At 43.4% G+C, this 22071-nt stretch carries 21 protein-coding genes; 11 read left to right on the forward strand and 10 right to left on the reverse strand.

All coding sequences use genetic code 11. The features are described 5' to 3' along the window. Window positions 1–70 precede the first annotated feature (70 nt). From H9659_RS10685 to H9659_RS10705, 5 genes are all read right to left on the reverse strand, one after another. Complete coding sequence (locus tag H9659_RS10685; RefSeq protein ID WP_191690306.1) at window positions 71–688, reverse strand: NAD(P)-dependent oxidoreductase; 618 nt, start codon at window positions 686–688, stop codon at window positions 71–73. Between the two features lie 421 nt (window positions 689–1109). Further along, window positions 1110–1514 carry a disulfide oxidoreductase gene (locus H9659_RS10690; protein ID WP_191690308.1) on the reverse strand — a complete coding sequence of 135 codons (405 nt, stop codon included), beginning with the start codon at window positions 1512–1514 and terminating at the stop codon, window positions 1110–1112. Beyond that, complete coding sequence (locus H9659_RS10695) at window positions 1504–2148, reverse strand: DsbA family protein (protein ID WP_225217777.1); 645 nt, start codon at window positions 2146–2148, stop codon at window positions 1504–1506. The genes H9659_RS10690 and H9659_RS10695 overlap by 11 nt, the downstream gene beginning before the upstream one ends. A 52-nt stretch (window positions 2149–2200) precedes the next feature. Further along, window positions 2201–2980, reverse strand: a complete 780-nt coding sequence (locus H9659_RS10700) for a M56 family metallopeptidase (RefSeq protein ID WP_225217778.1) — start codon at window positions 2978–2980, stop codon at window positions 2201–2203. Window positions 2981–3052: 72 nt separating this feature from the next. Further along, window positions 3053–3466, reverse strand: coding sequence for a BlaI/MecI/CopY family transcriptional regulator (locus H9659_RS10705; protein WP_191690314.1), 414 nt, complete (start codon window positions 3464–3466; stop codon window positions 3053–3055). Between the two features lie 358 nt (window positions 3467–3824). Between H9659_RS10705 and topB the strand changes: the two genes are divergently transcribed. Together topB and H9659_RS10715 are read left to right on the forward strand one after the other, a co-directional pair. Beyond that, complete coding sequence (gene topB, locus H9659_RS10710) at window positions 3825–5966, forward strand: type IA DNA topoisomerase (protein WP_191690316.1); 2142 nt, start codon at window positions 3825–3827, stop codon at window positions 5964–5966. A 286-nt stretch (window positions 5967–6252) separates the two neighbouring features. Continuing rightward, window positions 6253–7122, forward strand: coding sequence for a cation diffusion facilitator family transporter (locus H9659_RS10715; RefSeq protein WP_318240720.1), 870 nt, complete (start codon window positions 6253–6255; stop codon window positions 7120–7122). Window positions 7123–7249: 127 nt separating this feature from the next. On the opposite strand, the gene cls is transcribed toward H9659_RS10715, so the two are convergent. Continuing rightward, window positions 7250–8704 (reverse strand): cardiolipin synthase, encoded by a 1455-nt coding sequence (gene cls, locus H9659_RS10720; RefSeq protein ID WP_191690360.1) that lies wholly within the window; start codon window positions 8702–8704, stop codon window positions 7250–7252. A 197-nt stretch (window positions 8705–8901) separates the two neighbouring features. Here cls and H9659_RS10725 point away from each other — a divergent pair, with 197 nt between their 5' ends. From H9659_RS10725 to H9659_RS10765, 9 genes are all read left to right on the forward strand, one after another. Continuing rightward, a complete protein-coding gene (locus H9659_RS10725; protein ID WP_191690318.1) occupies window positions 8902–9321 on the forward strand; it encodes a MarR family winged helix-turn-helix transcriptional regulator in 420 nt (139 codons plus the stop codon). 41 nt (window positions 9322–9362) lie between these two features. Continuing rightward, a complete protein-coding gene (locus tag H9659_RS10730; RefSeq protein ID WP_191690320.1) occupies window positions 9363–10829 on the forward strand; it encodes an MDR family MFS transporter in 1467 nt (488 codons plus the stop codon). A 115-nt stretch (window positions 10830–10944) separates the two neighbouring features. After that, window positions 10945–11928: an MBL fold metallo-hydrolase gene (locus tag H9659_RS10735; protein WP_191690322.1), complete on the forward strand. Its 984-nt coding sequence runs from the start codon at window positions 10945–10947 to the stop codon at window positions 11926–11928. Window positions 11929–12030: 102 nt separating this feature from the next. Beyond that, window positions 12031–13242 (forward strand): hypothetical protein, encoded by a 1212-nt coding sequence (locus tag H9659_RS10740; RefSeq protein WP_191690324.1) that lies wholly within the window; start codon window positions 12031–12033, stop codon window positions 13240–13242. A gap of 27 nt (window positions 13243–13269) precedes the next feature. Beyond that, window positions 13270–14400 (forward strand): ABC transporter permease subunit, encoded by a 1131-nt coding sequence (locus H9659_RS10745; protein WP_191690326.1) that lies wholly within the window; start codon window positions 13270–13272, stop codon window positions 14398–14400. A gap of 39 nt (window positions 14401–14439) precedes the next feature. Then, entirely contained in the window at window positions 14440–15330 is an 891-nt protein-coding gene (locus H9659_RS10750; RefSeq protein WP_191690328.1) for an ATP-binding cassette domain-containing protein, read from the forward strand. Beyond that, a complete protein-coding gene (locus tag H9659_RS10755) occupies window positions 15311–16009 on the forward strand; it encodes a hypothetical protein (RefSeq protein WP_191690330.1) in 699 nt (232 codons plus the stop codon). The genes H9659_RS10750 and H9659_RS10755 overlap by 20 nt, the downstream gene beginning before the upstream one ends. Before the next feature lie 266 nt (window positions 16010–16275). Beyond that, a complete protein-coding gene (locus H9659_RS10760) occupies window positions 16276–16638 on the forward strand; it encodes a DUF485 domain-containing protein (RefSeq protein ID WP_225217779.1) in 363 nt (120 codons plus the stop codon). 15 nt (window positions 16639–16653) lie between these two features. Then, entirely contained in the window at window positions 16654–18195 is a 1542-nt protein-coding gene (locus tag H9659_RS10765) for a solute symporter family protein (RefSeq protein WP_191690332.1), read from the forward strand. Window positions 18196–18547: 352 nt separating this feature from the next. Here the strand turns inward: H9659_RS10765 and H9659_RS10770 are convergent, their stop codons facing one another. The 4 genes from H9659_RS10770 to H9659_RS10785 all read right to left on the reverse strand — a co-directional run bounded on the left by H9659_RS10770 (window position 18548) and on the right by H9659_RS10785 (window position 21892). After that, entirely contained in the window at window positions 18548–18946 is a 399-nt protein-coding gene (locus H9659_RS10770; protein WP_191690333.1) for a hypothetical protein, read from the reverse strand. A gap of 73 nt (window positions 18947–19019) precedes the next feature. Continuing rightward, window positions 19020–20354: a sensor histidine kinase gene (locus H9659_RS10775; protein WP_225217780.1), complete on the reverse strand. Its 1335-nt coding sequence runs from the start codon at window positions 20352–20354 to the stop codon at window positions 19020–19022. A 41-nt stretch (window positions 20355–20395) separates the two neighbouring features. Further along, window positions 20396–21073: a response regulator transcription factor gene (locus H9659_RS10780; RefSeq protein ID WP_191690337.1), complete on the reverse strand. Its 678-nt coding sequence runs from the start codon at window positions 21071–21073 to the stop codon at window positions 20396–20398. Next, window positions 21074–21892 carry a YihY/virulence factor BrkB family protein gene (locus tag H9659_RS10785; RefSeq protein WP_191690339.1) on the reverse strand — a complete coding sequence of 273 codons (819 nt, stop codon included), beginning with the start codon at window positions 21890–21892 and terminating at the stop codon, window positions 21074–21076. Window positions 21893–22071: the final 179 nt, after the last annotated feature.

A 22071-nucleotide genomic window follows, 5' to 3' on the forward strand; every position in this document is an offset into this window, starting at 1 on the left:
CCACTCAAAGGCCAAGTACTGGCACATCCCTAAAATGTGTTAGTACTTGGCCTTCTACTTTTCTTGCTATCTAGTCGCTTAAAGCAACAGACTGATGGATAAATTCTTCATTAACAATAGCCTGGTATAAGAAGTCGGCGACATCCGCACGAGAAATTGTGCGACCGCCTTTAGGAACCCCAGTTGCCTCTTTGCGATATGACCCTGTCAACGGTTTGTCGTTGAGTCCTAGAGGTCTTGCAATCGTCCATTGTAAATCATTATCTTTTAACACAGCCACTGCATTATGATGATCGTCCAGTACATTTCCAAGCAATTTCATCGTAATTTTTCCGATCATCCCTGGTATTTCTTTATCAATTCCCGCGGAAGCCATGTAAGCGATTCGCGACACTTGCTGTTCCTTCATACCTTGAACGATGTTTTGCGTCATTTCATGAAGTAATGTCGATTTTCGTAATCCAGTCTCCGTTCCAAGTGTTGAAATAACAGCATCATGCCCAAGAATCGCTTTTTTTACTGCTGATGCATTTGTTGCATCTCCCTGTATAATCGTAAGGTTCGGATTTGAAATGTTTAAGTTACTTGGGTTTCTTACGAATGCTGTGACCATATGGTTGTCAGAAAGCGCTTGCTCAACAAGCAACTTCCCCGTTTTTCCAGAAGCTCCAAATACGATGAGTTTCATATGTTCCCTCCATCACCCATTTAGTTACTTTCTATTTGATTATTAATATTCAAGAAATGGAAGCATCCCCACTCCTATAGAGGAAATGAAGGTGTGAGGCAGTTTGGAGAGATATTTGAAAATAAGGATACATTTTCAAGCACCAAAACTTTCTACTAATTCTAGTGAGTCAGGAAACAGAAAGGAGTATCGATGTATGCCAACTACTAGAAAAGAAAGTTTTTATCTTGGGAGGAGTAAAAGACTTCTTTCCATACAATTATTCAGCAACCTCAAAATATTCTTTAGCAATAAGAATTGATGTCAATTGCTCTTCTGGCACCTCATCTTCAAAATAGATGGTTTCCACAGGACAAATCCCTATGCAATCGCCCGTCAAGTGCAGCAGCTGCACTTGACACGAAAAACTGCTAACGAGCGATCACTTCCGTTTCCAGAGGACGAGCATCATAATTGTAATAAATACAAAAGCTATCAGCGACAAAAAAGGAATTGTTACAAATCCGAACCAATTTATATATTGCCCTGAACAAGGCACTCCACTTGTACATACACTAAACTCGTGTAGTGAAGGAATCTTTTGATAAGCATAATGATAACCAGACATTAGCACACCTATTAACGACATTGGAAGTACATACTTAACAATATCCCGATCGTTCCTATAGAATGCGATGCCTAGGAAAAGAACGAGAGGGTACATCAAAATACGCTGATACCAGCAGAGCGTACAAGGAACGAACCCCATCTGTTCACTAAAAAACAAACTTCCAATCATCGCGGTGAGCGATGCTAACCAAGCAAATAGCAATGGTTTACTTACCATCCGCAGCCGCCTCTTCCACCATTTTTGTAAAGTCATTCATAGTGCGGCCCTTAAATTCTTTTCCACCAATAAAGATCGTTGGGGTTGAAGACACTTTCAGACTATCTGCCATTTTCATATCTTTCTTCAACGCTGCTTCACCTTCATGATTCTGATACGCGGAAAGTACTTTTTCCACCTCTTCGGAACTTGCGACATCAGCCAGAAGTTCTTTCAGAAATTCTTCGGTGAAATAGTTGATTTGTTCAGCATCTGGTTGTTGATTTTCGAACAATAATTCATGGAACTCCCAAAATTTTTCATCTCCAAGCTCTTGATAAACCGACTCTGCAAATTGAGCAGCTGTCGTTGAATCAGCAGCTATAAATGAATAATTCATAAAGTACAGTTTCGCTTTTCCAGTTTCAACTAATTCTTTGTAAATAATCGGTAAAAGATTATCATTAAAATCTTTGCAACTTGGACATTTATAATCACCGAACTCAACAATTTCAACTGGCGCAGACTCTTCACCTAAAAAAGGTTGACCCTCATAATCCAACACAACCGACTTTTCGCTAACATCGGTTAAAACGATAATCCCTATGATACATACAGCCACTAACCCGATAATCCAAAAAATTTTCTTCGACAACACAAACACTTCCATTTCAAACTACATTTAGTAGTGTATTTAAGTAAAGAATTTACAAAAGCACAAAAACAAAGAGCATACAAATCAGACTAAAAACTAAAAATGAAAGACACGCGATTTTCACCGGAAGCTTCATCTGAAATTCCATAAACGGATTTAAAAGATATTCGATCCGATAATTAACTGACGTATCTGCAAATGATGCATGGACAAAAGGAATTTTTTCTTGCTTGCCCACTTTCAACATTTTCAGAAGTGCACTGCCTAAATTCACAGATGTGGCTTGTTTTTCAATTGCAAATTCATCTGCCAATAGTTCTTTAACTATTCTATATTTCTGATTAAACCACTTCAGAATAGGGATATACCATAACGTCGATGAGCATAGTGACATCAAAAAGTTTTTTAGCGGATCTCGATTTTCTTTATGATACATTTCATGATACATAACTGCTGTAAGTTCATCATCAGTCAAAATTTTTATCAAACCTGTTGATAGGACGATTCTAGGCCGAAAAAGTCCCATTGTAATTGCAATTGCCGCTGGATGTGAGATCACCAGGAAAGCATTTTTTCCACTGCTGTATGACTCATTCATCTCGATTGTGAGCGCATTTTCTTTATATAGCTCGAATCGTTTTTTCATTCTCATTGTATGGAACCCATGCGATGCCATCTTCCACACCAAAAATAACAGCGTATATATAACAAACACATCAAGAACGTATTCAAGAAAAGATAGACCGATTACTTTAAGCCAACTGTGACAAACTGCAACAACATTAAATCGGACGTTCCAGCCTGCAAACATCGAGAGAATGTAAATACTCATTTGAACTATTATCATTCCTGAGATGATAAGTGATCCGAGAAGCATAAGGGTTGAGTGACGTTTGGACATACTTTAAACGTCCTTTTTCAATTCTTTAATTTTTTTTTCAAGCTGTGCAACCAGATCATCATCCACGTCTTCAAGCGCATCAAGCATATGACTTACAACAACCGATCCAAACTCCTCCATCAGCTCATTTGTCATCTCTTTTGACTGCGTATTCAAAAACTCGGTTCTCGAGGTAACCGGTTTATACAAGGAAGATCTCCCCTCGGGTCTTTTTTGAAGAATCCCTTTCTCTGTTAACCGATTCATCACTGTCATGACTGTATTGAAGTTTGTCGGTTTTTCTTTTTCAAGGACTTGCTGAACTTCTTTAATTGTCCGCTCACCGTCATTCCATAAGACGTCCAAAATCTTCGCTTCAAGGGGTCCAAAAAAGCGGTTCAATCCACTTTCATTGATTTTAAACTTTCTTATCCTCACTAGCTTTTCACCTCACATTACTCATTGTAGTGTGAAGTAATTAACCCGTCAAGTATACTTAGTTGAAATTATTCCATCCATTGAGCAGTATATCTTTTCAATAAAATCCTGTTTCACCCTAGGCAGCGAGTACTTGCATTTATACTTATACTGCAGTTGTTCCTTTGTAAACCCGATGCGCTTCGGCAATGTCGACGGTCTCTATGTCAATGGTCGGTTCCTGTATGACCATGCTGTAGCATAGATATGTAGTGTTGCATGAATGTAACTATATAAGCTGAATAGCAACCCCTTTCAATATGTGAGATAATCAATCTAACAGAACCAACGTACTAAACACGAAAATCGAGGTGCCACCATGAAACCCGTCATACTAGCCGAAAAACCATCCCAAGCAAAAGCCTACGCTGATGCCTTCACTGCCCGCAAACACGAAGGCTACATGGAAATCCACCCATGCCCGACGTTTCCGGAGGGGGCTTTTTTGACGTGGGGTGTCGGACATCTGGTGGAATTGAAAGAACCGCATACCTATAATCCTTCCTGGAAACGCTGGTCACTCGGAAGCTTGCCGATTTTGCCGGAGCGCTACGAGTTCCAAGTATCGAAGGGCAAATTCAAGCAGTTCCAAGTCGTGAAGAAGCTTATTAAGGGAACGGATACTGTCATTAACGCATGTGACGTGGATCGCGAAGGATCCAATATCTTCTATAGTATTTACGATCAGACGGGAGCTCGCGGACAGACTATAAAACGCTTGTGGATCAACTCCCTTGAATCCGATGAAGTGATTAAAGGGTTTGAGAACTTGCGTGACAATAAGAAAGACTTGCAGATGTATGAAGAAGCGAAGTCCCGCCAGATCAGTGATTGGCTCGTTGGCATGAATGGTTCTCGGCTGTACACGTTGTTATTGAAAGCGAAAGGAATCGAGGAGGTATTCCCGATCGGGCGCGTTCAATCTCCGACCGTCTATTTGATTTATCAGCGGCAGCGTGAAATTGAGACGTTTGTGTCGGAACCATTCTTTGAAGCAGAGGCACTATTTACAGCGGCGAATGGAACGTATAAAGGGAAAGCCAAGTTGAAAGAGCCGAAGCGGGAACTGATTGCAGACGCGCTGAATAGTCGCGGTATCACGAAACGGACACCGGGTACTATCTCGGAATTGAAGACAACGGATAAGCGCATGCCGCCGCCCCAGCTGCATTCCCTTTCAACGCTGCAGGCAACTGCCAATCGACGCTGGAAAGCAAGTCCGGCCACTGTGCTGAAGACGATGCAAACGCTCTATGAGAAGAAACTCGTGTCGTACCCTCGTACGGACACGCGGCATATCACGCCGAGTGAATTTAATTACTTAGCGGCGTCCGTCGAGAAATACCAAGAGCTCATCGGCCAGCCTTTCGAAATCGCTTCGAAGACACCGAAAAAGCGGTTCGTTGACAGTTCCAAAGTACAGGAACACTATGCCATTATCCCGACGAAAAAAGTTCCCACGGCAGCCGCGATTGCAAGACTGGCCCCATTGGAACGCAACTTATATGAAGAAGTCGTACGGACTGCACTCGCGATGTTCCATCGCGATTATTTATATACAGAAACAAAAGTGACGACGGACGTCAATGGACTTCCCTTCTTTACAACCGGGAAAACGGAGGTGGACAAAGGATGGAAGGAACTGTTTGCTGCACCTCCGAAAAAGGGGAAGGAAGCGGAAGAACCTGCTCTGCCGCCTCTCGTTCAGAACGAAACGGTTCAAAGCGAAATCGGGATTAAGGAAGGGGCAACTCAGCCGCCTAAGCCCTATACGGAAGGTCAGCTGATCGCGATGATGAAAACATGCGGAAAGCTTGTGGAAGACCAGACGGAAACGGATATTTTGAAAGAAATCGAAGGGCTTGGGACGGAAGCGACGCGCAGTAACATTATCGAGACGATTAAGAAGCATGGGTATATTTCTGTTACGAAAAACATTGTGTCGATCACCGATAAAGGACGCGTCCTCTGTCAGGCAATTGAAGGCAGCCTGCTTGCGAGCCCCTCAATGACCGCCAAATGGGAAACTTATTTGAAGAAAATAGGAAATGGCGAAGGGACCGGCCAACACTTTTTAGGCAGCGTGTCGAAGTTCATCTATAAACTTCTCGAAGACGTTCCGATACAGCTGGAACAACAAAAAATCGATATTGTGCTGCCCCCGTCGAAATCATCCAGCCGCAGATCCTACACTGCTACTGAAGTGGCCCCGTGTCCGAAATGCGGAAATGGGATGATCGTCGCGAGAAAAGAATTTTACGGCTGCAGTAACTATAAAAACGGCTGTAAACAGACGTTCCCCGGATTGTTTTTGAAAAAGAAACTGACACAAGCACAAGTCAAACTGCTTTGTACAACCGGTAAAACGAATGTGATCAAAGGATTTACAAATTCCAGCGGCCAGAAATTCGATGCCATGCTTGAATTGAAAGAAGGCAAATTGAACTTAGTGTTTGTTTAACCGCAGAATACAATTCGTTTCTGTTCATTTAAATTGCCTACTGTTCCTGCCCGTGCTAGAATTGTAAAACGCCTCAACTCAAGAGAGTGATAAAAATGAGACACGTGACATCTGACCTTAACCTATATTTTAAATCTCCTAACCCTCGACTATTATCAGTCGAGGGTTTTTGTTTCGTGAGGGAAAGAATTCGGCTACAACTATTATATTCGTAAAATGAGGTGATCGTACAATCGTCTAAGACATAGCTTGTTACCTATTGAGTGACTAGAACGGAGTGAACGTATTGGAAGATCAAAAGTATAAAGACCTTAAGTTGGGCGAACGCGGGGCTATGATCAGTATTATTGCATATATATTTCTTTCCATAGTGAAGCTGGTTTTCGGATATATGAGTGACTCGGCTGCATTAAAGGCAGATGGATTGAACAATGCTACTGATATCGTTGCCTCCATTGCTGTTTTCGTAGGATTGAGAATGTCCCAAAAACCCGCCGACAAAGATCATGGTTATGGTCATTGGAAAAGTGAAACAATCGCTTCCATGGTCGCTTCGTTCATTATGTTGGCCGTTGGTATTCAAGTATTGAATGATGCATTCTCCTCCATGTTTCAGGAGGGGAAAGAAAGTCCAAATATTTGGGCTGCGTACGTAGGTGTTTTTTCTTCAATTGTGATGTACTTTGTATACCGGTATAACAAACATTTAGCCGAAAAAATTAATAGTAAAGCAGTGATGGCAGCTGCAAAAGATAACATATCAGATGCTTGGGTCAGTATAGGAACAGCTGTAGGTATATTCGGCTCACAATTGAACATGCCATGGCTGGATACGCTGACCGCGATTATTGTCGGCCTATTAATATGCAAAACTGCTTGGGATATCTTCAAACTCGCTTCGCACGAACTTTCAGATGGATTTGATATAGATAAAATCAAACTATACCGTGTGGTGATTAACGAGGTAGAGGGCGTTGCGGCTATTAAGGGAATCAAAGGCAGATACTACGGAAACAATGAAGTACTGGATGTTATTATTATCGTGGACTCCTCTTTGAATATTCAAGAAGCCCACGATATTGCCAGCCAAGTCGAAAAAGTGATGATAAATGAATATGGTGTGTACGACGTTCATGTCCATGTCGAACCAGAATAATTCACCAAGAGACTTTTACCGATTTGATACACATTGTTTGAATCCTATTTATTCCATACCTCCACGTACGGAAAAACCCGGAAGCTACTCTTAAATAGAGGACAGCTTTCGGGTTTATGTCTTAAGCTTATAGCACCGGAGACAGAAGACGAGAAATACCTTCTTTGAATTTGATGACGATTGACCGCTCTGCATACCGTTCAGGCGTCAGTTCCGAACTGACTTCCATGTCTTTCAAGAACAATACAGATAGCTGTTTCGCTACGTTTTCATCATAGACGATTGCACTCACTTCAAAGTTCAAATGGAAACTCCTCGAGTCGATGTTCATTGTCCCCACCGCCGCCACTTCCTCGTCAACGACAATTGTTTTCGCATGCAAGAACCCATTTTCATAAAGCAGAATCTTTGCTCCGTAATCCAGCAAATCTCCTGCATACGCCCATGTTGCCCAATAGACAAAGGGGTGGTCGGGTTTACACGGAATCATGATTCGCACATCGACTCCGGACAACAGCGCTATTTTACACGCATCCATAAAGCTCGTATCGGGAATGAAATAAGGTGTTTGGATATAAATACTTTTCTTTGCGGACACTATCAGTTTGATGTACATATTTTTCAAGTGCTCCGTGACTGAATCCGGCCCGCTCGAAACCACTTGGATTGGGCTCGTCCCCTGTTCCGGCACTTGACTGAATGTATACTCTCCCCATTCACCTGGCTTGTTATCACCAGCCCGATGCCAGTCCAATATGAACTTACCTTGAATGTGATGGACGGCTTTCCCTTGGATGCGAAGGTGGGTATCCCGCCAGTACCCGAACTTTTTGTCCAGCCCGAGATACTCGTCCCCTACATTGAATCCGCCAATGTATGCAATACGACCATCGATTATGACCAGTTTCCGGTGATTCCGGTTGTTCACACGGAAGTTGATCAATCTGAAAAAGGATGGGAAGAATACCTCGACTTCCCCACCGGCCGCCCGCAGTTCATCAAAAAATTTAGGCGATGTCTTTTTAGACCCGACCTCATCGTATAAGAGCCGAACCTTCACTCCCGCCCTCGCTCTTTCTGTCAAGGCATTACGGAGTCTAGTTCCCAATGCGTCTGATTGGATGATGTAATACTGAATATTAACTTCCTTCTCAGCTGCTTGAATATCTGCGATGAGGGAATCGAATTTCTGATGGCCGTCATCAAAGATCTGAATTTCATTATTCGTGGATAATAACGCATCCGACGATATCAAGTTCATATGTATCAATTCAGCATGGCTCTTAAGCAATGGAGACTGTTGTATGGTCTCTAGATAGACTGTCGATAGCTGCTGATCGACTTCCGTATCAATTTCCAATCTCTCTTCATCCGTCAGCTTGTAGAAGTTCTTCTGCTTCATATTTCGTCCGAGGAATAAGTAAATGAAAAATCCGGCGATGGGGATAAACACCATCACTAATATCCATGCCCATGTATTTCCTATATCCCGTCTTTCAAAAAACAATACTCCTATCAATAATAAAAGATTGATTACAATCGTAACGGATAAAAACAACGAAACTATGTATCCTATTCCCATCATTACACCTTCCTTCTCGTTTTAATTTCTTTTTATTCGTAAAGTACCTTCTATGGATAGTACTAATCACTATAACACGTACTCTTTGAAAAGAAATATGATCCTTATAACTATTTTTCTACTGTCCTACTTTAAAACTTGCAAAACTTCGTTAAACGATTATAATTAGTTTCACTTAACAACCAGGAGGTGTGCACGTGAAACTATTGCATGCGTTAGACGAATTTTATTATGAGCAAATCTTGAAAAACCTCCGGGAGATGAACCAAAATAAGGTATATGGGAATTTGACTTATAATAGTTTGCTGTATTTGGAAATCATATTGTACAACAAAAATTGTACGGCTAGTTTTCTTGCGGATACACTGCACGTCGCGCGCTCTGCGGTAACTGTAAAAGTAAATGAATTAGTGTCCAAAGGGATTGTTATAAAAACACCAAGCAGCACTGACAAGCGCGTCAGCTATTTAACTGTCAGTCCTGAAATTGCGGACGATTACAAACAAATGGACCAACCACTGAATCAGGCTATCGCTGAAATTGAAGAACGATTTTCAGAAACGGAAATTGCCTCTTTCATTGAAATGCTAGGGATTATCCGAAAGCATCATCAATAGGAGTTGCGCCAAAAAAACACAAATATGAAAGAGGTCTTTGCATGGAACAGAAACAATATGAGTACTTAGCGGATAACCCGAATGTGAAAGTGCTTCCCATTATGTTAACGCTCATTATCGGCGCATTTTTCGCCATTCTAAACGAAACATTATTGAATATCGCTCTCGTCACCCTCATGGATCAGTTCTCGATTTCGTTGAGTACTGTTCAATGGATGGCAACTGGATTCATGCTCGTCATGGCCATTGTCATTCCCGTTTCTGCGTTGCTTCTTCAATGGTTTACAACGAGGCAGCTGTTTTTAGGAACGATGGCTGTGTTTACGCTAGGTACCATTATTTGCGCGAGTGCTCCTACATTCTCGATTTTACTCGTTGGGCGCTTGATCCAAGCTGTAGGAACTGGCTTATTGATGCCAATCATCTTCAATGTCTTCCTATTGATTTACCCTCCTGAACGACGGGGAAAAGTGATGGGGATGATCGGGCTCGTCATTATGTTTGCTCCTGCCATTGGACCCACACTATCCGGCGTCATTGTTGAATATTTAGGTTGGCGCTATTTGTTCATCCTCGTCATCCCATTTGCGTTATTCTCGATTGTGTTTGCCTATAAGTATTTGGTCAATGTTTCCGAAGTTACGAAGCCTAAAATCGATGTCATTTCCCTGCTATTCTCGACAATCGGATTCGGTTCCATTGTCTATGGCTTCAGTTCCGTCGGGGAAAGTAAAGAAGGATTTGCAAGCCCGACTGTTTGGCTGTTCATCGGCATGGGAATCATCGGCATCGCACTGTTCGTGTGGCGTCAGTTGAAGCTGGACGAACCGATCATGAATATGCGCGTATTCCGTTATCCGATGTTTTCACATGCTGTCGTGATGTTTTTGATCATCATCATGGCGATGTTCGCCTCGGAAATCATTTTGCCGATCTATATGCAAGGTCCGCTCGCTCTCACTGCAGCGACAGCCGGATTGGTTTTGTTGCCGGGAAGTATTTTAAACGGCATCATGTCGCCATTCATGGGCGCTCTATTTGATAAATTCGGGCCGCGCGTCTTAATGATCCCCGCTACACTCGTGTTAAGCGGCACGATGTTCATGATGAGTCAATTGACTGTCGATACACCTGTATGGGTTGTGGTGGTCAGCTATATCCTCATCATGCTATCCGTTTCTGCCATCATGATGCCTGCTGAAACGAATGGACTGAACCAGTTGCCGAAACGTCTCTATCCGCACGGGACTGCCGTGATGTCGACACTGCAACCTGTTGCGGGTGCCATTGGGGTTTCCGTGTTCATCAGCATCATGAATGCACGCCAGTTACATGTGTTACAGAAATCCTCGACTCCGACAGATCCTGCAACAATCAATCTAGCGTTAGTATCAGGTGTTGAACTGGTATACTTCATAGCGTTTGCGATGTCGCTAGTCGCTGTTGTTCTGTCGTTTGTTGTGTACCGTGCGAAGCCGAGTGAAGACGAGGAAACTTCAGTCCTATAAACTGTAATGGAAGTAGCAGGTGCCCAAATTGGGTGCCTGTTTTTCTGTTTACTGGGTTCCACATGCATGTAATCGACAAGTCGACTACACTTATTTGTAGAAGGAGTGGTGACAGATGAATCGAAAACGATATCGGAACTTAGACCCGACAGCACGCCCCGCCACATTTAGTGAATTGGTGCGCTGGCAAAAAGAGCGCTTTAAGAAACAGAAAGATATGAGCTTCATGATTGGACAGGCTCCCGATAAGCAGCAGGCATTGCTACACACGAATCAGGATAAGTTAACGATTACTTGGATCGGGCATTCGACGTTTCTCATACAGCTTGCTGGTTTGACGATTGTGACAGATCCCGTTTGGGCGAGCCGTATGGGGGTTGGTCGAAGGTTGGAAGAGCCAGGCCTCTCGCTGGATGAAATCCCGCCAGTCGATATTATTTTGCTCTCACATTCGCATTATGATCATATGGATGTCCCCTCACTGAGGAAGCTGAAAGGGACTCCTGCCGTACTCGTTCCTGAAGGACTTGGTCGTAAAGTACGCAAGCTGATGAAGGCAAATCGAGTGTACGAACTTCCTTGGTGGGGGCAGGTACGCATTGGTCTTGTAGAATTCCACTTTGTACCGGCTCAGCATTGGACGAAACGTACGTTGACTGATACGAATACATCGCATTGGGGGGGTTGGATCATTCAACGGCATAAGAAAGATTCGTCTGAAGCGATACATGGACATGGATCTGAATCGGTTTACTTTGCCGGTGACAGCGGGTATTTCCAAGGCTTCCGTGAAATCGGCGAGAAATTCCCTGATATTACATACGCACTCATGCCGATTGGGGCGTATGAGCCCGAATGGTTCATGGGAACACAACATATGACACCTGAAGAAGCGATACAAGCTTTTATGGATGTCGGCGCTTCGGTGTTCATTCCGATGCACTACGGATCTTTCTATCTAGCTGACGACACGACTGAAGAAGCTCTGAATCGCCTACTTACTGAATGGATGCGACGTGGATTGGAAAATTACCATTTAAAGATGTTAAAGCATGGCGAGACGCTCATCAACGTTTTCAAAAATAAAAATTGCAACTGATTCGGAGTTGAAATTTTTAGAATACACTGTATAGTTAATACATGGATTTCCATTATACTTACAGTGAACCTATGATGAGTTTACTAAAAAGGGGAAGCTCGGATGAATCGCACCTATTTAATGCATGAATTTTTACTGACCGCCAAAAGCAAGCGAACGATTCCTTTTCTTCTGTTCATCAGTGTGTTACTTATCAGTTATTGTTTCCTCCTCGTTCCGAATCGAGAAACTAAGGAAACGTTCCACCCTGAAGAAATACAGGATTACTTAACCGGGTTGGAAGTGGAGCAGAACCAGCGCTTGAAGAGTGGAAATACTGGAATTGTTTTAATGACGGGAGATCCCGTTTTTGCGAGAAACGATTATCACCATGGATTGTTCAGTGCACTGCTCCACTCCTATGAAGATCGTAATTATCTTCGCTATCTCCACTTGCGCGCCTACTATCTTGAGTCTGATCCTTCCGTATATCTGCAAGACGAAAAACTGTTCAAACTTTCCCCATATCCCGGCAAAGACCGGGAGCATCTCTATCATCAGACGATGCTCCGCTATGAAGATTACTTGATGAATAATCGGCGCATTACGGAAGCTCTGCTATTTGAAAGGACAGGGTTCCAATCGCTGCAGACATTTCTGCATACGTATGGGTATTTTTTCTTCTTATTTTGTGCCGTTTACTTCAGCAGTGATATTTTGTCACGCGATCGCTCCCATAGGACGGTGTTACAAGGGCTGCCCTTATCCTGGTATCGACAGTTGAATCTGAAATCACTGGCTTCATTTAGTTATACACTTCTTGTTTTAGTAACTGTGCTTCTTACAGGCTTTTTAGTCTTATCCTCTCAATTTGGATTCGGCTATTCCAATTTGCACGTTCCCATTATGACTGCCCAAAGTACATTCTCTGCCGATGACTATGACGTAATGAGCATTGGGAAATTTGTAGGTATATCCCTCTCCGCTCTACCCCTATTACTATTTCTTTTCATACGTCTCAACGTTATATTCAGTTTGCTCATGAAAAACGAATGGCTCGTACTCTTGTCTAGCACATTAGTGATCTTTTCAGAGCGTCTTTTCGATGTCAGGACGACTCGGGAAATTTTAGGGATTGATATCAGCTATTTTCCGCAAACATATTTTGACTTCGGGAAAATTGTGACGGGAGAAAAGAACTTCTTATTAAACACAGAGACGATTAGCTTGGCTAAAGGCGTTGTTGTTCTCCTAGTAACAGCTGCAATCATCGAAGCAGTTCTATTTGTCCTCTCTCGTATAGTCAACAAACGAAGGCTCTATCGATCTCGATGAAATCATCTGATAAGGAATGAGACAACTATGAGATGGAACTACATCCTTTTTGAAATAAAAATGTTAGTGCACAATCGGAAGAATTGGTTACTCGGAATCGCAATGATCCTCTTCTTCCCGATTTACTATTTGCAATACAGTCAAACTGATATCAAAACGCTGCAAGATCAGAAAAACGAGGAAGCAGAGCAATTCCACTCTATTTTCAAAGCCTTTCCTGAAGAGATGCGAGAGACGAAGGAGGGGCAGAAGATTTACGATAACCTAACCGAGCAAGCCTCTCTCATCAACATGCAACGCTTCTATCTTTGGGATGAAGAAGACAACGACTTATACATTACGGACGGGCTTAGGCTTAATGAACTCCGGCTCGACTTGCACGAAGCTGGAAACAAAGGGATCCATCCAAATTACATTGTCGCGAAAGAAGAGATCCATAAAGAAGTGGCGTTGTTGGACTATTACCAGAAGCACCATATTTCCATCGTTCCCGATCCGTTCGTTGCAAGTAATTACATACCAGCTGCACTCGATACAATCAGCGGATTGCCATTTGGTCTCATTGTCCTGCTAATCGGCAGCAGTATGCTGTTACATGACCAGCAGAATCGCTCTCTATTGATAGGCCTGCCTGTCTCATTCTTACAGAAAGCGGTCAGCAAAGTGGGAATTCATCTGTTCCAAATCCTCGCTTTCCTCGTTGCAGGAATTGGCGCTTGCAGCCTGTATGTGGGATTGAAAACTGGTTGGGGCAGTTTCATCTCACCAGTTCTCCTCTATTCAAATGGTGATTTCACAGCCGTTTCAACTGTCCATTATGTACTTTTACAACTTCTGGCGTTTCTACTCATCAGTTTGCTGTTATTAGTAGCTTCCGTCTTAGTAAGCAGTATCACTAAAAACATGTACACTACCGTTTTATTCATCGTTTTCCTGTTACTGCTGCCCTCCCTGCTTCTTTCAGCAGGCATTGATGGTAGTTGGCTGCGACCGCTTGCCATGATTGATATCGGTGCTGTTTTAAGCGGAGAGGCTGCTATGAGGTTCGCAAGCACATCTATGGATTATAAGCATGCCTTCTCATGGTTCTTCGGCTTAACACTTACCGTGAATGCTGTGCTGTACATGAAGAACAAACTACAATACACCCCCCGTTGATCAGGACACGATAATTCGAACTAAAAAGGAGGGACGGCATTGCTGAAGCTTACAAATCTATCAATCGCCTATCAGAACAAAGTTGTACTGGATCACCTGAATCTCAATGCTGAAAAGGGAGAAATCATAGGGGTCGCGGCCCCGAATGGTACAGGAAAGACGACATTATTCAATATTATCGCGAATTATACAAAACCCGATTCCGGCCAGGTAGTTTTTGGGGGGAAATATACGTACCGGAATGAGAAGGAAGAGGTTTTAATCCATAAACACTTGACGACGTTTCCTGAACAGAAGGATTTGTTTGATGAACTGTCTGGCACCGATCATTTGAAACTGTATGCATCCATGTGGAATGGCACGTCAAAACACGTTCCCGCAGTCATCGATAAACTACAAATGAGGCATTACGTAAAAAAGAAAGCAAAAACGTATTCACTCGGAATGCGCCAGCGGCTCTGCTTTGCGATGATGATGGCTGCAGATACAACGGTGATGCTGATGGATGAAGTGATGAATGGACTCGATGTTACGAATGTCGCCCTGATTTCAGAGTGCTTGCTGGACATGAAACAAGAAGGGAAATTAGTTTTCGTTGCCTCTCATTTGTTGGAAAATCTTGATCTATATGCAGACCGGGTCATCTTCTTAAAAGAAGGTAAAATTGTCCACGAACAGCGTTTTACAGAAGATCGTGAAATCTATTTAAAGGCAGAGATGAACTCCTCTGATTACCATGAACTGAAAACGAAAATTGAACTTCCCGCTGCACATATGTACATTGCAGAGCATTTGCTCTGTATCCCTATGGGCGGTCTAACCTTATCTGAACAAACACGATGGATTGAGCGAATACTTAGCCTTTATGGGCATAATCTGACTGTAGGACCACTTGGGACGGTGGAGTATTATGAAAAATATTTTTCGTAATAGGGGCATGATGTTATTTGTCTGCTTGCTTGTAGCGGGTTGTCAGGCAAAACAGATCCCTATCACTGACCAAACAGTTCGATATGAACAGAACTCCGAGCTGACAGGTGATGAAAAAGATGAACTGATCAAACAAGTGAACCCTTCAATCTTTACGACTGTGGATCGCAACAATCGTGAAGCTCAGGCGATATCGGTTCCTGTTGTCCCTAAGTCCGGTAAGGATTTGAAACTAAAGACTGGTCGTTATATGATTACAGGCTATCCTACTGGTAATATTTCCGTTTTGGATTCCAAAGGTGAGCTGATTCTACGGGAGATTGTTGGAGATTATGCAGGTGCTAGAAGCCTGACAGTGTCTGTGGAAGAGTCCTATACTATTCGAGTGGATGGAGGATATGACTCTGTAGAAATTATTCTTTCACCCACATCTCTGATTACTGAACTGACTGCCGGCGTCTGGGAAGTAGGAACAGACATCCCAGCCGGAACCTATACGATATCTTTGGACCACGGCTATGGTTATTTACAAATACTCGAGAAAGAAAAGAATACGATATTATATGAGTTGATTGGCGGGACGATGGGCCGCACCGAAAGCACAGTGAAATTGAAAATGGGTCAGTGGCTACGTGTCACTGATACTTCGTTAATCACCTTCCGTCCCCGAAATCCTTAAATAAGCGAATGATTTTATTCTTAAGTGCTATGCTATTTTTTTGTTAGACCCGTGAATGCATTTTCCCAAGGCATTCACGGTTTTTAAGTCTCTTATCTGATGACAGCCACCCATTTTATATAAAAATAATATTGCTTATTTTCTGTCTATTTGATACGTTGGACAGACAGGATTGTTGGAAAGCGATTCACTGTTTGGAATTCATTGGGGGATGGGTTCTAAAGAAATCCAACTAATTCAAACAAATCTGTAAAGGGGATGGAGAATTGACGATCGAGTTGAAAGAATCGAAGTTGCGGAACGAACACGAGTTGCCGCGTACGACCGATGGGAAATTGGACTATGAACGAATCATAGAAACTCCTGAGTTTAAGCATCTGATCAAAAAGAAGAATCGTTTTTTAACGCCCTATGTCATTGCATTTTTCGCAATCTATCTCATGCTGCCTATTTTAACAGGATACACGTCAATTTTAGAAACCCGTGCTGTCGGCTGGATGACATGGACATGGTTGTACGCATTCGGATTGTTCGTGATGGTGTGGGTCTTTACTCAAATCTATGTGAAAAAAGCCCGTGATTTCGATAAAGATGTTGATCAGATTATCAAAAAACACGTTAGGGACTAAGGGGGGATTCCGTTTATGAGTTTTATTTCCATTGCAATCTTTTTTGCTGTAATTTTATTGACACTTTATATTACGTACTGGGCTGCGAAACAAACGCAGACTGCCAGTGACTTTTATACCGCAGGTGGTTCATTGACCGGCTGGCAGAACGGCATGGCCATTGCTGGCGACTATTTGTCTGCTGCTTCGTTCCTTGGAATTGCCGGTGCAATTTCACTGAATGGTTTTGATGGGTTTTACTACAGTGTCGGGTTCTTGACAGCATACCTTGTTGTGTTGTTCCTAATTGCCGAGCCGTTGCGAAACCTTGGCAAATATACGATGGCAGATATGATCGGTTCGCGTTTTGGTGCGAAGAAGGTCCGCGGAGCTGCTGCACTGAATACGATCACAATTGTGCTGTTCTACATGCTTGCACAGCTCGTTGGCGCAGGCGCGCTGATCAAGTTATTGTTCGGCATCGATTATTGGATTTCCGTTCTCATCGTGGGCATTATGATGCTCATTTATGTATTGTTCGGAGGAATGACCGCTACCAGCTGGGTTCAGATTGTTAAAGCCATTTTGCTCATGATCGGAACGACTGTGATTTCATTCCTCGTGCTGATGAAATTCAACTTTAACTTTGTAGGCATGTTTGACATTATGCGGACTGCGACTGACCACGGGGAGTCGTTCCTGCACTCAGGGGTTGTATATAAAGATCCGATCGGTTTGATTTCCGTGTTGCTTGCACTTGTGCTAGGAACTGCGGGTCTTCCTCATATTCTCATGCGTTTCTTTACGGTGAAAGATGCGAAGACTGCGCGTTCGTCTGTTGTCTACGCAGTATGGATTATAGGAATCTTCTACGTGCTGACAATTTTCCTTGGCTTTGGTGCGGCGAAGTTTGTTGGATCGAAAGCGATCATTGCAGAGAACGCGGCAGGTAATATGGCGGCGCCGATGCTTGCAGGCGTACTAGGCGGCGATGCCCTGGAGTCATTCGTTGCAGCAGTAGCATTCGCCACAATTCTCGCAGTAGTGGCAGGACTCGTGTTATCCGGTGCTTCCGCCATTGCCCATGACCTATACGCCGAGATTATCATGAAAGGTAAAGTGACGGAGAAGCAACAGGTGAAAGCGGCTCGTATCGCCGCAATCAGTGTCGGAGTCGTATCAATCTTGTTGGCACTTGGTTCTGAAAAACTGAATGTAGCCTTCCTAGTATCGCTTGCGTTCTGTATCGCTGCGTCCGCGAATGTACCTACGATTTTAATGACGATCTACTGGCGCAAATTCAATACGACAGGAGCGGTTGCATCCATGCTGACAGGTTTGATCACCGCGCTCGTGCTCGTTGCTGTCAGTCCTAACGTGATTAACCCTGTTCCAGGAGCTGCGTTCTTCGTGGGAGAACCACTCTTCCCGTTCGTAAACCCCGCGATCATCTCGATTCCAGCTGGATTCCTAGCTGCTATTATCGGGACATATATTGGAGCAAAACGTCATGAAGAAGCTGAAGTTGCATATGCAGAAGTTCGTTTCAAGGCGGAAACTGGATATCGCGGGTTGTGAGTTTATGGCGTATGTGAATAGATAGTTGAATACCTGAGAGTCTGTCACTGTTTCGTGATAGATTCTCAGGTGTTTTTATTTTGGGTAGATTTGAGGGAAATGAGCGGGTTCCCTTGCGTTACGAGCGGGTAGCGGACTGAAACGGGCGGGTTCTCTCGTGTTACGAGCGGGTAGCGGACTGAAACGGGCGGGTTCCCACAAGTTACGAGCGGATTCCGGATCGAAACGGGCGGGTTCCCACAAGTTATGAGCGGATTCCGGATCGAAACGGCCTATAACAGTGAGACTCCCCCTTTGCCGATACGTATTAAAAAAGCCACCCCAACAAATAGGGGCGGCCCAATAGGTTAACTTATCGTTTCTCTGTACGATCTATTAAGAATGTCATAACTACGAATAGCGCAAAAGCGAGTAATAGAATCGTGCCGCCTACGATGTAAAAGACAAGCGCGAATGTCTCATTGATGTCAAACGGACGGATGAATTGGAACCACATCCCTGTAGTCAATCCAATTGATCCAATAATTGCTGTCCAGCCATGAACTGCCACTAGTTTCGCTGCACGAACGCGGTAAATTTTATAAAACACGCCCCATGAAAATACGGATAGCCAGCCTACTAGTAAGATGTGTGCGTGAATTGGTTTGAATGCATACGATCCTGATCCCGCCATGTGTGAACCAAGCACCGTTCCAACCAATCCGAATATCGCAGCAATTCGTATTAAGCGTATACTCCATTTTTCCTGCATATCGCATTCCTCCTGTGTCGTTCTGATTATCTTCATCATACCTTCTCAACATGAACGCAAGATGTACAGCACATTACAACTTGGGAAGGACAATCGTAAAAATGGTACCTTTCCCTTTTTCACTTGTGACCGTGATTGTGCCATTATGGAGCTCAATCACTTGCTGGACAATAGATAATCCAAGACCTGTCCCTTCAGCAGCAATTGTCCGGGAATCGTCTTCCCGATAAAAACGATTGAAGATATGCGCAAGGTTCTCTTCTGCGATGCCAATCCCGGAGTCACCGATTTCTACAGTTATCGAGTTTTCATCCGCCACTAAAGATACTTCAATTGTGCCATAATCCGGCGTATACTTCAGCGCATTGGACATCAAGTTCTCCCACACTTTCTCAAGAAATGCAGGATCTCCGGTCAGCTCTGCGTCCTCAATTTCCATAGAGAGTGAAATCTGTTTTTCTTCAAGAAGCCAACGGTATTTGCGCACAGTCTCTCTCAGTTGTTCGCTCACGTCATACATACTAGGTTTCAAAGGACTCATCATCTGATCGAGTGACGTTAAAAGCAGCAGTTGCTTCGTTAAAGATGATAACCGATCGGTCTCTGACTGGATAACTTTTGCGTATCCCGCGCGTTCATCAGCAGGAAGTGATTCATCCATCAGCAAGCCTGCATATCCCTTAATGTTCAGTAACGGGGATTGAAAGTCGTGGGAAACGTCACTGATGAACTTCTTGCGGATCAAGTCATTCTCTCCAAGCCGCTCTGTCATTTTTTGAAAACTTTCTGCGAGCTGGCCAATTTCGTCTTTCTGATGAATCTGTAAGATGCCACTGAATTCTTCTTTCCCGACTTTCTTGGTCGCTAGCGTCAGCTGTGTAATCGGGCGGATAAGCCTCTTTGCAACAATCAACATCGCTAGCAGACTCGCAATCGCCATTACTATGACCATGCCACCTAACAAGAAATGTACTTCTGTAAAGAGCAGCTTGATATCCGGTCGCAAAAACAGGGCATACTCTTCCCCCTTATATGTAAATGGGACCCCGACTGTATTCGCGGTTTCATCCGAAAAAAATCCTGTGACGAACGTTTCAGTAGGGAAGTTTTTCATACCGTGATAGTCTCCCCCTTGGAGTACGGACATCACGTCCCCTTTATCCAAGTTATCGAGACGAAAAGACTGACCATAGCGCTGACCTTTTAAGTCTTCGTTAACAAGCAACAACTTGTATCCCGCTGCCGCTTGAGTTTTTAGGTAACGATTCAAATCTTCAGGCGATGTTTCTTCAATGTAACTTGCAAGCTGTCGCACGATATTCATATTTTTTTCATCATTGGATCCTTTTAAGTTTTGATGATAATACGTATTGACCGCTAAAAACGCTGTAAGCGCACTGAATGCCATGATCCCTGCTGTATACAGAAGAAACTTTCCATAGAGCGACCTCATACAGATCCCGTGTCCAGCTTATAGCCGACACCACGTATGGTCACGATGTTCAATTGTTCCGGCAGACCTTCCAACTTGTCCCGCAATCGCTTAATATGCACGTTCAGCGTCTGTTCGTCCCCTTCATAGTCGTATCCCCACACTCGATCCAACAGAACTTCCCGTGTCATCACCTGATTCGCATGGGACGCTAGAACAGACAGTAGTTCAAACTCTTTCAAAGGCAGCAACAACACTTTTTTCCCAATAGACACTTCATAAGTTTGCCGATTAATGGACAACAGTCCTGCTTGGATAAAGACATCGACCGCTTTGTCATAACGTCTAAGGATGGCACGGATACGGAACAGCAATTCCTTCGGCTCAAATGGCTTCACAAGATAATCATCAGATCCTGCTAGGAACCCCTTTTCCTTATCCTCCAATTCCCCTTTTGCCGTGAGCAAAAGAACAGGAATATCCCATTCCGAACGTAATTTCTTCGTCAGTGTATAGCCGTCCATCTCAGGCATCATGACATCGACCACCGCTAGATCCGGTGCCTCTCGATCCATAAGTTCAAGCGCTTCCCGTCCATTTTTCGCTTTTATCACCTTATAGCTGGCTGCTGATAACGTAATGCGTACCAACTCTAAAATATTCGGATCATCATCGACCGCTAGAATCGTTAACATCTATTCCACTTCCTTCTTTTTAGACTTGCTCCATTCTGCATTCAACAACCCTGAAAACAAGATGATGACGGCGGTCATGTAAAACCAAATAACGAGCATAATAATTCCGGCTAACTGACCATACAACCGCGTGTAATCCACAGCGGTCACCCACCCGCCAAACAAATAAGAAAATAGTTGCCATCCAATCGTCGAAAGTAACGCACCTGGAACGGCCTGTCGCAATAACACTTTACCTGTGGGAACAATTTTATAAAAGAGTAGAAAAAAGACAAATAAAAACAACGTGCCGAGTCCCCACTTTATTTTTGGCCATAAAAACAGCCAACCTTCCCAATCGTCGATTCGATCATAATAAGCAATTACTTGATGGAGAATATTTTCTATGAAAGGTAGTAATATCGAGAGCGGTACAACAAGCATGAACAGCAGGGTAACGCCAAGATCACGAAATAACGATAACCAAAACCCTCTTCTTCGTATATACCCGTTCGCCAAGTCCAGTGAACGCGCTAAAGATTGTACCGTTACAGACGATAACCAGAAGGCCCCTGCTAAACTGAAGTATAACCATTTTCCTTTACCATTTCGCAGCACTTCACGCACATTGTCTTCAATGAGATCAAACGATTGCTCTGGAATGAAAGGTCGTAAAAATCGGAAAAGAATTTCTTCATTCACTGGAAACAAGTTCAGCAACGATATTACAAAGATTAAAAATGGCAACATGGATAACAATAAGTAATAAGCGGTTTGAGCAGCCTGATCAAAAAATCGTTCTTTTACAAATCGTTGTATCACTCTCAATCCAGTATTCATTCACAGACTCCTTTTCTTATAGTATATGCCCGGACATTCCTTTTTCTATAATGATATACTAGATCTAGGTAATAAAAAAGCGAGCCAAGGAATAAAATCCTCGACTCGCTTTTTAAATTGCCCGGCAACGTCCTACTCTCACAGGGGGAAGCCCCCTACTACCATCGGCGCTGAAGAAC

The organism is Sporosarcina gallistercoris (genome assembly GCF_014836415.1).
GTDB classification, from domain to species: Bacteria; Bacillota; Bacilli; order Bacillales_A; family Planococcaceae; genus Sporosarcina; species Sporosarcina gallistercoris.

Coding starts and splice junctions, on each gene's coding strand:
- H9659_RS10765 (WP_191690332.1), top strand. CDS start 16,654: ATGAGTTTTATTTCCATTGCAATCTTTTTTGCTGTAATTTTATTGACA.
- H9659_RS10775 (WP_225217780.1), bottom strand. CDS start 20,354: ATGGCATTCAGTGCGCTTACAGCGTTTTTAGCGGTCAATACGTATTAT.
- H9659_RS10730 (WP_191690320.1), top strand. CDS start 9,363: ATGGAACAGAAACAATATGAGTACTTAGCGGATAACCCGAATGTGAAA.
- H9659_RS10700 (WP_225217778.1), bottom strand. CDS start 2,980: ATGAGTATTTACATTCTCTCGATGTTTGCAGGCTGGAACGTCCGATTT.
- H9659_RS10770 (WP_191690333.1), bottom strand. CDS start 18,946: ATGCAGGAAAAATGGAGTATACGCTTAATACGAATTGCTGCGATATTC.
- H9659_RS10735 (WP_191690322.1), top strand. CDS start 10,945: ATGAATCGAAAACGATATCGGAACTTAGACCCGACAGCACGCCCCGCC.
- H9659_RS10685 (WP_191690306.1), bottom strand. CDS start 688: ATGAAACTCATCGTATTTGGAGCTTCTGGAAAAACGGGGAAGTTGCTT.
- H9659_RS10785 (WP_191690339.1), bottom strand. CDS start 21,892: ATGAATACTGGATTGAGAGTGATACAACGATTTGTAAAAGAACGATTT.
- H9659_RS10690 (WP_191690308.1), bottom strand. CDS start 1,514: ATGGTAAGTAAACCATTGCTATTTGCTTGGTTAGCATCGCTCACCGCG.
- H9659_RS10740 (WP_191690324.1), top strand. CDS start 12,031: ATGAATCGCACCTATTTAATGCATGAATTTTTACTGACCGCCAAAAGC.
- H9659_RS10745 (WP_191690326.1), top strand. CDS start 13,270: ATGAGATGGAACTACATCCTTTTTGAAATAAAAATGTTAGTGCACAAT.
- topB (WP_191690316.1), top strand. CDS start 3,825: ATGAAACCCGTCATACTAGCCGAAAAACCATCCCAAGCAAAAGCCTAC.
- H9659_RS10755 (WP_191690330.1), top strand. CDS start 15,311: ATGAAAAATATTTTTCGTAATAGGGGCATGATGTTATTTGTCTGCTTG.
- cls (WP_191690360.1), bottom strand. CDS start 8,704: ATGGGAATAGGATACATAGTTTCGTTGTTTTTATCCGTTACGATTGTA.
- H9659_RS10780 (WP_191690337.1), bottom strand. CDS start 21,073: ATGTTAACGATTCTAGCGGTCGATGATGATCCGAATATTTTAGAGTTG.